This is a genomic window from Pseudomonas putida (assembly GCF_002025705.1).
Taxonomy (GTDB): domain Bacteria; phylum Pseudomonadota; class Gammaproteobacteria; order Pseudomonadales; family Pseudomonadaceae; genus Aquipseudomonas; species Aquipseudomonas putida_J.
This window is the reverse complement of the sequence record NZ_CP018846.1, coordinates 2,560,770-2,573,459: the sequence shown is the minus strand read 5'-3', so window position 1 is coordinate 2,573,459 and position 12,690 is coordinate 2,560,770. Positions and strand designations below refer to the sequence as shown.

At 65.7% G+C, this 12,690-nt stretch carries 9 protein-coding genes; all 9 read left to right on the top strand.

Annotated elements, in window-relative coordinates; translation table 11 throughout:
• Window positions 1-10: 10 nt before the first annotated feature.
• The 9 genes from BUQ73_RS11600 to BUQ73_RS11560 all read left to right on the top strand — a co-directional run bounded on the left by BUQ73_RS11600 (window position 11) and on the right by BUQ73_RS11560 (window position 12,651).
• Complete coding sequence (locus BUQ73_RS11600; RefSeq protein ID WP_016499518.1) at window positions 11-529, top strand: Hcp family type VI secretion system effector; 519 nt, start codon at window positions 11-13, stop codon at window positions 527-529.
• A 95-nt stretch (window positions 530-624) separates the two neighbouring features.
• Entirely contained in the window at window positions 625-1,719 is a 1,095-nt protein-coding gene (tssA, locus tag BUQ73_RS11595) for a type VI secretion system protein TssA (RefSeq protein WP_079228055.1), read from the top strand.
• Window positions 1,720-1,918: 199 nt separating this feature from the next.
• Window positions 1,919-4,435 (top strand): excinuclease ABC subunit UvrA, encoded by a 2,517-nt coding sequence (uvrA, locus tag BUQ73_RS11590; RefSeq protein WP_079228054.1) that lies wholly within the window; start codon window positions 1,919-1,921, stop codon window positions 4,433-4,435.
• 185 nt (window positions 4,436-4,620) lie between these two features.
• On the top strand, window positions 4,621-6,375 hold the full coding sequence (locus tag BUQ73_RS11585) for an L-lactate permease (protein ID WP_079228053.1): 1,755 nt from the start codon (window positions 4,621-4,623) through the stop codon (window positions 6,373-6,375).
• A gap of 313 nt (window positions 6,376-6,688) precedes the next feature.
• A complete protein-coding gene (locus BUQ73_RS11580; RefSeq protein WP_060485081.1) occupies window positions 6,689-8,338 on the top strand; it encodes an MFS transporter in 1,650 nt (549 codons plus the stop codon).
• A complete protein-coding gene (locus tag BUQ73_RS11575; RefSeq protein WP_079228052.1) occupies window positions 8,335-9,468 on the top strand; it encodes an HlyD family secretion protein in 1,134 nt (377 codons plus the stop codon). The genes BUQ73_RS11580 and BUQ73_RS11575 overlap by 4 nt, the downstream gene beginning before the upstream one ends.
• A 7-nt stretch (window positions 9,469-9,475) precedes the next feature.
• Window positions 9,476-10,387 carry a LysR family transcriptional regulator gene (locus BUQ73_RS11570; RefSeq protein ID WP_079228051.1) on the top strand — a complete coding sequence of 304 codons (912 nt, stop codon included), beginning with the start codon at window positions 9,476-9,478 and terminating at the stop codon, window positions 10,385-10,387.
• 135 nt (window positions 10,388-10,522) lie between these two features.
• Entirely contained in the window at window positions 10,523-11,716 is a 1,194-nt protein-coding gene (locus BUQ73_RS11565; protein WP_079228050.1) for a CaiB/BaiF CoA transferase family protein, read from the top strand.
• Complete coding sequence (locus BUQ73_RS11560; protein ID WP_079228049.1) at window positions 11,713-12,651, top strand: hydroxymethylglutaryl-CoA lyase; 939 nt, start codon at window positions 11,713-11,715, stop codon at window positions 12,649-12,651. Before BUQ73_RS11565 ends, BUQ73_RS11560 begins: the two co-directional genes overlap by 4 nt.
• The last annotated feature ends 39 nt before the right edge of the window (window positions 12,652-12,690 follow it).

Sequence of the window (12,690 nt, the reverse complement as noted above, 5' to 3'; positions counted from 1 at the left end):
GAGTTTCACAATGGCTTTTGACGCGTATATCCAAATCGACGGCATCCCAGGCGAAGTACTGGACGACAAGCACAAGGACTGGATCGAAGTGCTGGGCTACGAGTACGGCGCCACCCAGGCCACCTCGGCTACCGCCAGCTCCTCGGGCGGTGCGTCCTCCGAGCGTGTTGCCCTGAGCGACTTCAAGATCCGCAAGGCAGTCGACAAGGCTTCGGCCAAGCTGTTCGAACACTGCTGCACCGGCAAGCACATCGCCAAGCTGAAGCTGAACGTCAACCGTGCCGGTGGCGACAAGGTCACCTACCTGACCATCGACATGGAAGAAGTGGTTGTGTCGTCGGTCAAGTTCGTCGCCGGTGGCAACCAGGGCGGTGAAGACAAGGCCGTGAGCGACCTGCCGATCGAAGAGATCAGCTTCAACTTCGCCCGCATCAAGACCACCTACACCCAGCAGAACCGCACCGATGGCCAGGCTGGCGGCAACATCGTCGGTGGCTGGGACCGCACCGCGAACAAAGTGTTCGCCTAAGCAGGTGCTTGCCCATGGGCCGCGCAGGCGGCCCATGTTCTGCAGCGTGCCGGCTTGCCCGGCACGCTGCTCCTTTTCCATGATCCGAGTGTTCTATGCCTGAAATCCTCAACGACCTTTCGCTGGCCGAGCTGGCCGCACCGATCGACGGTGGCAGTGGCGAAGACTTGAGCTTCTCTGCCTTGTTCGACCAGATCAAGGAGGCGCGCCGGGCAGACCCTGACTACCTGACCCAGGGCGACTGGCAGACCGACCTGAAAACCGCCGACTGGGAACAGGTGATCCAGCTTTCGGCCCAGGGGCTGGCGCAACAGAGCAAAGACCTGATGCTGGTCGCCTGGCTCAGCGAAGGCCTGGCCCAACGCGAACATTTCGAAGGCATCAGCTTCAGCCTTGCGCTGACCGAACGCATCCTCGACACGTTCTGGGACAGCGCCTACCCATCGCTCGAAGACGGCCTGGACGAGCGCGCCGCGCGCCTTTCCTGGCTCAAGACCACGCTCACCGACATTGCCGGTGGGTTGCCCATTACCCAGGGGCAGAATTTCGGCGTGCTGCGTTATGACGAATCACGCCATGTAGAAAACCTCGCCTTGCAGAACCCCAAGGCGATGCAGGCTGCATTGAACGAAGGCAAGATCAATGCCGAGATCTTCCAGCGCTCGGTGGCCCTCAGCGACACCGAACACCTGCGCGCCAAGGCCTTGCAGATTGCCGCCAGCCTGCAGGCCTGCAACCGCCTGCAAGCCAGCGCCGATCGCCTGTTCGGCCACGAAGCACCCAGCTTCGCCAGCCTCGCCGACATGCTGTCGCGCGCCAGCCAACTGGCCGAGAAGCTGCTCAAGGACCGGGGCGTCGAACTGCACCCGGCCGTGGTGCCCGTAGCAGAGCCCGTCACCACCGTTGCCCCCATCAGCGAAGCAGGTGAACCGATGAACACCCCCGCCCAGGCCGCCGCGCCTGCGCCCATGCGCACCACGCCACTGACCCGCGACGAGGCCTTCACCATGCTCGCCGGCATCGCCCAGTTCTTCAAACAGAGCGAACCGCAAAGCCCGGTGCCGTACCTGATCGAACGTGCCATCAAGTGGGGCAACATGCCGCTGGAAGGCTGGCTGAGCGATGTGATCAAGGACAGCAATGTGGTCGACAACATCCGCGATGTGCTGGGTACCCGCGAGAAGACCTGAAGCAACGCGTTTTTTGTGGGAGCGGCCTTGTGTCGCGAAAGGGGTGCGAAGCGCCCCCAGGTTTTCAGCTTCGCAGCATAAATTGCTGGGGCCGCTTTGCGGCCCTTTCGCGACACGAGGCCGCTCCCACAGATTCCGCGCCATACAGCCAAGGCAAATGCTGATAACTTGAGCGCTCCCCACCGCCAAGGACTGCGCCATGTCGCCACGCCCCACAACCCCCACCGGCTTCATCCGCGTCCGTGGCGCCCGCGAGCACAACCTCAAGAACATCGACGTCGACATCCCCCGCGACGCGCTGGTGGTGTTCACTGGTGTGTCCGGCTCGGGCAAGTCTTCGCTGGCCTTTTCCACCCTCTACGCCGAAGCCCAGCGCCGCTACTTCGAGTCGGTCGCGCCCTATGCCCGGCGGCTGATCGACCAGGTCGGCGTGCCGGATGTCGACGCCATCGAAGGCCTGCCCCCGGCCGTGGCGCTGCAGCAGCAACGCGGCACGCCCAGCGCACGCTCGTCGGTGGGCAGCGTCACCACGCTGTCCAGTTCTATCCGCATGCTCTACTCCCGCGCCGGCAGCTACCCGGCCGGGCAACCGATGCTGTACGCCGAGGACTTCTCGCCCAACACCCCACAAGGCGCCTGCCCGGAGTGCCATGGGCTGGGCCGGGTCTATGAAGTGACCGAAGCGACCATGGTCCCCGACCCTTCACTGACTATTCGCGAGCGTGCCGTGGCGGCCTGGCCGATGGCCTGGCAGGGGCAAAACCTGCGCGACATTCTGGTGACCCTGGGCTATGACGTCGACATCCCCTGGCGCGACCTGCCGCAGGAACAGCGCGACTGGATTCTCTACACCGAAGAGACACCCACCGTGCCGGTGTACGCCGGCCTGACACCGGCGCAGACCCGCGCCGCACTCAAGCGCAAGCTCGAACCCAGTTACCAAGGCACCTTCAGTGGCGCCCGGCGCTACGTGCTGCATACCTTCATGCACTCGCAGAGCGCACAGATGCGCAAGCGCGTGGCGCAGTACATGCGCCCCAGTCCATGCCCGTTGTGCCAAGGCAAACGGTTGAAACGGGCGGCGCTGGACGTGACCTTTGCCGGCCGCGACATCGGCGAGCTGTCGCGGCTGCCGCTGCAGGCGCTGGCCGAGGTGTTTCGCCAGGTCGCAGCGCCGGGCTACCTGGAGCAGCACGATGACAACCTCACCCTGGAGAAACGCCTGGCCGCGCAACGCATCGCCAACGAACTGCTGGAACGCATCGACACCCTGATCGACCTGGGCCTGGGCTACCTGGCGCTGGAGCGCAGCACGCCGACGCTGTCGTTTGGCGAACTGCAACGCCTGCGCCTGGCCACCCAGCTCAACTCGCAGCTGTTCGGCGTGATCTACGTGCTCGACGAGCCTTCCGCCGGCCTGCACCCGGCAGACAGCGAAGCGCTGTTCGATGCCCTGCAAAGGCTCAAGCAGGCTGGCAATTCGGTGTACGTAGTTGAGCACGACCTGGACACCATGCGCCGCGCCGACTGGCTGGTGGACGTCGGCCCTGCAGCCGGCGAGCACGGCGGACAGATACTCTACAGCGGCCCGCCGGCGGGCCTTGCGCAGGTCGAAGCTTCGCGCACCGCCGCCTACCTGTTCGCCGAGCAGCAGCGCAACGTGCGCACGCCACGCCAGCCGCAAGACTGGCTGGCACTCGAAGGCATCACCCGCAACAACCTCGACAACCTCAGCGCCCGCTTTCCGCTGGGTTGTTTCACTTCGGTCACCGGCATTTCTGGTTCGGGCAAGTCGAGCCTCGTCAGCCAGGCCCTGCTGGAGCTGGTCGGGGCCCATCTCGGTCATGCCGAGCAGAAGACCGAACCTGAAGAGCAAAGCCTTGAGGATGAACCTGAACAGTTAAGCGCCGGGCGCGTCAGCGCAGGCCTCGACAGCATCAAGCGGCTGGTGCAGGTGGACCAGAAGCCGATCGGCCGCACGCCGCGTTCCAACCTCGCGACCTACACAGGGCTGTTCGACCACGTGCGCAAGCTGTTCGCCGCCACCGAGCAGGCCAAGGCCCGCGGTTTCGATGCCGGCCGTTTCTCGTTCAACGTGGCCAAGGGCCGTTGCGAAAATTGCGAAGGCGAAGGCTTCGTCAGCGTCGAGCTACTGTTCATGCCCAGCGTCTACGCGCCCTGCCCGACTTGCCATGGCGCACGCTACAACCCAGAGACGCTGGCAGTGAGCTGGCAGGGCATGAACATCGCCCAAGTGCTGCAACTGACCGTCGAGCAGGCGCTGGCGGTGTTCACCGAGCAACCGCCGGCGCGGCGCTGCCTGCAGGTGCTACAGGATATCGGCCTGGGCTACCTGCGCCTGGGCCAGCCGGCCACCGAGCTGTCTGGTGGCGAGGCGCAGCGGATCAAGCTGGCCACCGAACTGCAGCGCGTGGCCCGTGGTGCAACTTTGTATGTGCTGGACGAGCCCACCAACGGGCTGCATCCGCAGAATATCGACCGCTTGCTGGTGCAGCTCAACCGGTTGGTCGAGGCGGGGCACAGTGTGGTGGTGGTCGAGCATGACATGCGGGTGGTGGCGCAGAGTGACTGGGTGATCGACATCGGGCCGGGGGCTGGGGATGCGGGCGGCCGGGTGGTGGTCAGTGGTACACCGCAGGTGGTGGCTGGGTGTGCTGACAGCCGAACTGCCGGGTTCCTAGCCCGGGCCTTGTAGCGCCAGAACCGGCCTCATCGCGGCTAAAGCCGCTCCTACGCGGGACGCGCATCTCCTGTAGGAGCGGCTTTAGCCGCGAAGAGGCCGGCACAGGTGGATGAATCCTTCCTATACTTCCCTTGGCATCCCTGCATGCCGTCTGCCCAAAAACGCGATACCTCACATAACAACAAATGAGGTGGCAAATGGTCTGGCAGCAAATCTACGACCCGTTCGCAAGCCCCCTGCTCTCCACGCTGATGGCCGCAGTGCCGGTGGTGGTGATGCTGGCAGCACTGGCCTTCTTCCATATCAAAGCGCACATCGCCGCCCTGCTCGCCCTGGGCTCGGCGCTGCTGATCTCGATCTTTGCCTTCGGCATGCCGGCCAACATGGCAGGCTCTGCCGCACTGTACGGCGCGGCCAACGGCCTGCTGCCTATCGGCTGGATCGTGCTGAACATCATCTTCCTGCACCGGCTGACTACCGAGAACGGCTCGTTCAAAGTGCTGCAGGACTCGCTGGCACGCATCACCGACGACCGCCGCCTGCAACTGCTACTGATCGCCTTCTGTTTCGGCGCTTTCTTCGAGGGCGCAGCGGGCTTCGGCACTCCGGTGGCGGTGACCGGGGCAATTCTCATCGGCTTGGGCTTCTCGCCGCTGGCGGCGTCCGGGCTGGCACTGATCGCCAACACCGCACCGGTAGCGTTCGGCGCGCTGGGCACACCGATCATCACCCTTGCCAAGGTTACCGGGCTGGATGAAATGGAGCTGTCGGCCATGGTCGGCCGGCAACTGCCGTTCTTTTCGGTGATCGTGCCATTCTGGCTGATCTGGGCCTTTGCCGGCTGGCGCAAGATGCTCGAAGTGTGGCCGGCGATCCTGGTGGCCGGCGTCACGTTCGCAGTGCCGCAGTTCCTGGTGTCGAACTTCCACGGGCCGATGCTGGTGGACGTGATCGCCGCGCTGATCTCCATGGCCTGCCTGACCGCCTTCCTGCGGGTTTGGAAGCCGGCCACGGTGCACACATCGGCGGCGCTCACCGGGCGGGTCGACGATTCCAAGGTCGAGGACGACGGCAAAGCAGGCACCGCTACCACCTTCGCCCAGAGCGACCAGCGCAGCGTGTTCAAGGCCTGGCTGCCCTGGATCATTCTCACTGTGTTCGTGTTCGCCTGGGGCACGGCGAGCTTCAAGAACCTGTTCGACACCCGCCCGGCGCTCGACCCGGCCAGCGGCACGGCCATGCTCGACCCACAGGGCAAGCCGCTGCGTGAAGGCAACCCGGTGTTTGCCCCGGTGTTCACCTTCGACGCGATCCACCAGCAGATCGAGAAGGTGCCGCCCGTTGTCCCGGCGCCGAAAAAGGAAGACGCCCAGTACAAGTTCACCTGGTTCACCGCCACCGGCAGCGGCATTTTCCTCGCGGCGGTGCTGGGCGGGCTGCTGATGGGCTACTCGCCACTGGCACTCGGGCGGCAGTACCTGCGCACGCTGTGGGTGGTGCGTTATTCGCTGATCACCATCGTCGCCATGCTGGCGCTGGGCTTCCTCACGCGCTACTCGGGGCTGGACGCAACCATGGGCCTGGCGTTCGCCGCCACGGGTATCTTCTACCCGATGTTCGGCACCCTGCTGGGCTGGCTGGGAGTGGCGCTGACCGGGTCGGATACGGCCTCCAACGTGCTGTTCGGCGGGCTGCAGCGGGTGACTGCGGAGCAGCTGGGGCTCAGCCCTGTGTTGATGGCGGCGGCCAACAGTTCGGGTGGGGTGATGGGCAAGATGGTCGATGCGCAGTCGATTGTCGTGGCCTCCACTGCGACCCGCTGGTATGGGCATGAAGGCGAGATTCTGCGCTATGTGTTCTTCCACTCGATCGTGCTGGCGATGCTGGTGGGTGGGCTAGTGACACTGCAGGCTTACGTAGCACCGTTCACCGCCATGGTGGTGGGCCGGTAACGGTAGGTCATGGGCTCTTCAGCGCCTGGGCGATCGAGCGCCGCCCGCGCGGCGCATCGCGGATGAATCCGCTCCTACATTTGTTGCAACGTGGCCATGCCTGTGAGGCCATGGTTGTCAGCTTTGTTTGCAAGGCTCAAGTCGTGCGCGAGGCAGGCGACCATGGCCTGACAGGTTCGGCACGTTGCGGCAAATGTAGGAGCGGATTTATCCGCGATGCGCCGCGCGGGCGGCGCTCGATCGCCCAGGCGCTGAAGACCTTGAGCCAACCACCTGTTCCCACACCCATAACCCCTGAAGTACAGTCAGCCCCATGGACAAATACACCCCGCGCCAGTGGCTCCCGCACGAGAAGCCCAGCCTCCCCGGCTCCCCTTCCACGCCCCTGCACACGCCGGCCAAGCGCCTGGCGTACGGGGTGGTCGGGCTGCTGGTGGCAATTACCGGTGGCCTGGGTAACGCACTGGTCACTGCCAACCTGGTGTTCCTGCAGGGCGCGCTGGGCGCGACCAGCGCCGAGATGGCCTGGCTGCCGGCGGCCTATGTGATGACCAACGTGTCGATCAACCTGCTACTGGTCAAGTTCCGCCAGCAGTTTGGTCTGCGCGCCTTCACCGAGGTGTTCCTGGTGCTGTATGCCCTGGTCACCTTCGCCCACCTGCTGGTCAACGACCTCAACTCGGCCATCGCGGTGCGTGCCGCCCACGGCATGGTTGGCGCGGCACTCAGCTCGCTGGGGCTGTACTACATGATCCAGGCGTTCCCTGAACGTTGGCGGCTCAAGGCCATGGTGCTGGGCCTGGGCGCCTCGCAGCTGGCCCTGCCGCTGGCGCGGATCTTCTCCGAAGACCTGCTGCAGATCGCCGAATGGCGAGGTCTGTACCTGTTCGAACTGGGCCTGGCACTGGCCGCCCTGGGCTGCGTGCTGCTGCTCAAGCTACCCCCCGGCGACCGCTTCAAGACCTTCGAGCCGCTGGACTTCCTCACCTTCACCCTGATGGCCAGCGGCGTCGCCCTGCTGTGCGCCGCACTGTCGCTGGGGCGCATCGACTGGTGGCTGGAGGCGCCGTGGATCGGCGTCGCCCTGGCCTGCTCCATTGCCTTGATATTCACCGGCCTTGCCATCGAGCACAACCGCCAGAACCCGCTGCTGATGACACGCTGGCTGGGCAGTGGCGCGATCATCCGCCTGGGCCTGTGCGTGATACTGATCCGCATGGTCACTTCAGAGCAGTCCACCGGCGCCGTGGGCTTTTTGCAGGTGTTGAACATGGGTAGCGAGCAGATGCGCTCGCTGTACTGGATCATGCTGCTCGGCGCCGTGGCGGGCCTGGCCAGCAGTGCGCTGACCATCGACCCCAAGCACCTGATCATCCCGCTGTTCGTTTCGCTGATGGCGATGGCCGCCGGGGCGTTCATGGATAGCAGTTCGAGCAACCTCACGCGCCCGGCGCAGATGTACTTCAGCCAGTTCCTGCTGGCCTTTGGCAGCACGTTCTTCCTCGGCCCGTCGATGGCCCTGGGCATCAGCCATGTGCGGGCCAACCCGCGCAATCTGGTGAGCTTTTCGGTGCTGTTCGGCATCTGCAACAACCTCGGTGGCCTGATCGGCGCGGCGCTGCTGGGCACCTTCCAGACCTGGCGCGAGAAATTCCATTCCAGCCACCTGATGGACCGCCTCAGCTACCTCGAACCACTGGTCAACGCCCGCGTGCAAAGCGGCGGCGCCGGTTATGCCGGGATCCTCGCCGACCCGGCACTGCGCAGCGAAGCCGGCCTGCGCGTGCTGGCCGGCGCCGCCACCCGCGAGGCCAACGTGATGGCCTACAACGACGTGTTCGTGCTGATCGGCAGCATCGCCGTGCTGACCATGATCTGGATTACCATTCGCGGCTCCTGGCTGTGGTACGTCGCCCGCCAGGCTGCTTCATCCGACTCCACCAGCGGTACTGCCAGCCGATGACCGAAGAAACCCGCACCACGACCACCACCGCCATTGCCGAAACCCCGGAAGGCAGCACCCCACCCAGCGAACCGACCAGCCCGGTGCGCACGCGGCGGGTGCGCATGCTGTCCTCGATCAGCTTCGCCTGCGTGGCACTGGCCGGCATTCTGCTGGTGCTCTACGCCTGGAACCTGCCGCCGTTCAGCAGCGCCATCGAAAGCACCGAAAATGCCCTGGTGCGCGGCCAGGTGACGATCATCGGGCCGCAACTGAGCGGCTATGTCGTCGACGTGCCGGTGCATGACTTCCAGTTCGTCAAGGCCGGCGACCTGCTGGTGCAGCTGGACGACCGCATCTACAAGCAGCGCCTGGCCCAGGCCATCGCCCAGCTACAGCAGCAGCAGGCGGCGCTGGCCAACAACCTGCAGCAGCGCAACAGCGCCGACGCCACCATCGCCCAACGCCAGGCGGCGATTGGCGACGCCTCGGCCCAGGCGACCAAGGCCAAGGCCGACCTCGGCCGCAACCAGGCGCTGGTCAGTGATGGCTCGGTATCGCGCAGCTCGCTGGACCTGGCCCGCGCCAGCGAGGCTGCTGCCGTCGCCAGCCTAGCCCAGGCCAAGGCCGCGCTGGAAATCGCCCGCCAGGACCGCGAAACGGTGGTGGTCAACCGCGCTTCGCTGGAGGCCTCGGTGGAAAACGCCAAGGCCGCCGTCGAGCTGGCCCGCATCGATCTGGACAACACCCGCGTCACCGCCCCGCGTGACGGCCAGCTGGGGCAGATCGGCACGCGCCTGGGCGCCTACGTCAATTCCGGTGCGCAGCTGATGCCACTGGTGCCCGATACCCTGTGGGTGATCGCCAACATGAAGGAAACCCAGATGGCCGACGTGCGCATTGGCCAGCCGGTTACCTTTACCGTCGATGCCTTGAACCACTTGAAGCTGTATGGCCACGTACAACAGATTTCGCCGGCCACCGGCTCTGAGTTCGCGCTGCTGCAGGCCGACAACGCCACCGGCAACTTCGTGAAGATCGCCCAGCGCATCCCGGTGCGCATCACCGTCGACCCCGGCCAGCCAGACGCCGCGCGCCTGCGCCCGGGCATGTCGGTGGTGGTGAGCATCGATACGCGCAACAAGGAATGACGCCCGCATGCAGTTGAACAACCTGATTCGCCGCCTGGACCTGGTCACCTTGCAGCTGTTCGTGGCCGTCCACGAAGAAGGCAGCCTGACCCGTGCTGCGGCGCGCGAGGCCATCGCGGTGTCTGCTGCCAGCAAGCGCCTGAATGAACTGGAGGGCGCGCTCGGCTCGCCGCTGTTCCTGCGCCAGGCCCGCGGCATGCAGCTCACCCCGGCCGGCGAGACCCTGCTGCACCATGCCCGGCGCATGCTGTTCAACCTGGAGAAAATCGGCCTGGAGCTGGGCGAGCACCTGCAAGGCGTGCGCGGTTACGTGCGGATGCTGGCCAACCTGTCGGCGATCATCCAGTTCTTGCCCGAAGACCTTGCCGCGTTCAGTGCCGACCATGCGCAGATCAAGGTCGACCTGGAGGAGCGCCCGAGCGGTGGCGTGGTCCAAGGCCTGCTCGACGGTGTCGCTGACCTGGGCATCTGCTCTGGCGACAGTGATACCCGCGACCTGCATGCCGTGCCCTACAAGCGCGACCAACTGGTGCTGGTGGTGCGCCAGGGGCATCCACTGGCCGAGCTACCGCGGGTGGCCTTTGCCGAGACCTTGGACAACGACTTCGTTGGCCTGCACTCGGCCAGTTCGATCAACATGCGCACAGTCGAGGCCGCACGCCGGGCCGGCAAGGTCCTGCGCCTGCGCATTCATGTGCCGAGCTTTGATGCGGTGTGCCGCATGGTGCAGGCCGACATGGGCGTGGGTATCCTGCCGCGCAAGGCCTTCGAACTGTTCGGTGGCGCACTCGGCTTGCGCGCCGTGGCCCTGAGCGACGACTGGGCCGAGCGCGAGTTGCTGCTGGTGGCACGCGAGCTGGAGGCGCTGTCGCCGGTAAGCCGGTTGTTGTTCGAGCAACTGCGGGGAGTCGAGCAATAGCCGCCAAAAGGTCGGTACATGAGCAACACCAACCCTTCGCGTTTCGCGAACGGTAGTTGCCGACACAGGATTGGTGCCCTGCTTCTGCCAGCCTTACCCTCTACCTCAAAGTCCAAGAACAATGAGGTACGCAACATGCCCGCTCCCCTCGAAGGCATCCGGGTGCTGGAAATCGGCACGCTGATCGCCGCGCCCTTTGCCGCCCGCCTGCTCGGTGAATTCGGCGCCGAAGTGATCAAGATCGAAGCCCTGGGCCAGGGCGACCCCCTTCGCAAGTGGCGAAAGCTGCACGACGGCACTTCACTCTGGTGGTACCTGCAATCACGCAACAAGAAGTCCCTGGCGCTGGACCTAAAGGCCGCCGAAGGCCTGGCCATCGTCAAGCAGCTATTGCAGGAAACCGACGTCCTCATCGAAAACCTGCGCCCCGGTGCCCTGGAAAAACTCGGCCTGGGCTGGGACGTGCTGCATGCGCTCAACCCACGCCTGACCCTGGTGCGCATCTCCGGCTATGGCCAGAGTGGCCCATACCGTGACCGCCCAGGCTTCGGCGCCATCGGCGAGGCCATGGGCGGTATCCGCTACACCACTGGCGAGCCTGGTGCCGCACCGGCCCGTGCCGGGGTCAGCCTGGGCGACTCGCTGGCCTCGCTGCATGCGGTCATGGGGGCCCTGCTGTCGCTGTTCAATGTGCGCGCCAACGGTGGGCTCGGCCAGGTGGTCGATGTGTCGCTGGTGGAAAGCGTGTTCAACCTGATGGAAAGCCTGATCCCCGAATACGACCTGCTTGGCCACGTACGTGAGCGCAGTGGCGGCGCGTTGCCCGGCATCGCACCGTCGAACACTTACCGCACCGCCGATGGCGCCTTTGTGGTGATCGCCGGCAACAGCGACCCGATCTTCCGCCGCCTGATGCAGGCCATCGGCCGGTCCGACCTGGGTGCAGCCAGCGAGTTCGCCCACAACGACGGCCGCGCCGCCCAGGCCGCGCTGCTCGACGACGCCATCGAACAGTGGACCCGCCAGCATTCGATCGACGCGGTGCTGGCCGCGCTGGAACTGGCTGAAGTCCCGGCCGGGCGCATCTACTCGGTTGACGATATCGTCAACGACCCGCACTACCAGGCACGCGACATGCTGCTCGACAGCCAATTGCCCGATGGCACCGCCGTGCGCATGCCGGGCATCGTGCCCAAGCTCTCCGCCACGCCAGGCCGTGTCGACTGGCAAGGGCCCACGCTGGGCGAACACACCGACGACGTGCTTGCCGGCCTGGGGATGGCCGCCGCCGACATCGCCCGCCTGCGCAGCCAGGGGGTGGTGCAATGATCCCAGCCAACCCTGAGCAGTTGATCATCCAGGAAGTCGCCCCGCGCGACGGCCTGCAGATCGAACCGACCTGGGTCGCCACCGCAGACAAGATCGCCCTGGTCGACGGCCTTTCACGCCTGGGTTTCAGCCGTATCGAGGCCGGCTCGTTTGTCTCGCCCAGGGCGATCCCGGCACTGCGCGACGGCGACGCGGTGTTCCGCGGCATCCAGCGCCAGCCGGGGGTGGTCTATGTGGCATTGATCCCCAACCTCAAGGGCGCCGAATTTGCCTTGGCGGCCGGCGCCGATGAGCTGAACCTGGTGCTGTCGGCCAGCCAGTCGCACAATCTGGCCAACATGCGCATGCGCCGCGAACAATCGCTGGCGGGCTTCGGTGACATCGTCCAGGCCGTGCAGGGACGGCCGGTCAGCCTCAATGCCACAGTGGCGACGGCCTTCGGCTGCCCGTTCGAGGGGCGTATCGATGAAGACCTGGTGCTGCGCCTGCTTGATGCCTACCTGGAACTGGGCGTGCACGGCGTGACCCTGGCCGACACCACCGGCATGGCCAACCCGCGCCAGGTCGAACGCCTGGTGCGCCGCAGCCTGGAGCGGGTGCCGGCAAGCATGCTCACGCTGCATTTCCACAACACCCGGGGCCTGGGCCTGTGCAACGTGCTGGCCGCGTATGAAGCCGGGGCGCGGCGCTTCGATGCCGCCCTCGGCGGGCTCGGTGGCTGCCCGTTCGCCCCGGGTGCGTCCGGCAACATCTGCACCGAGGACCTGGCCAACCTGTGTGCCGAAACCGACATCCCCACCGGCATCGACCTCGATGGCCTCATTCGCCTGGCGCGGGGCCTGCCTGCCCTGCTCGGCCATGAGGTGCCCGGCCAGTTGGCCAAGGCCGGCCGCAACTGCGACCTGCACCCGCTGCCGGCCGGCCTGCCCGCCTGATCCACTGCGGTAACCCGGGGTTCGCCCCACCAGACAACA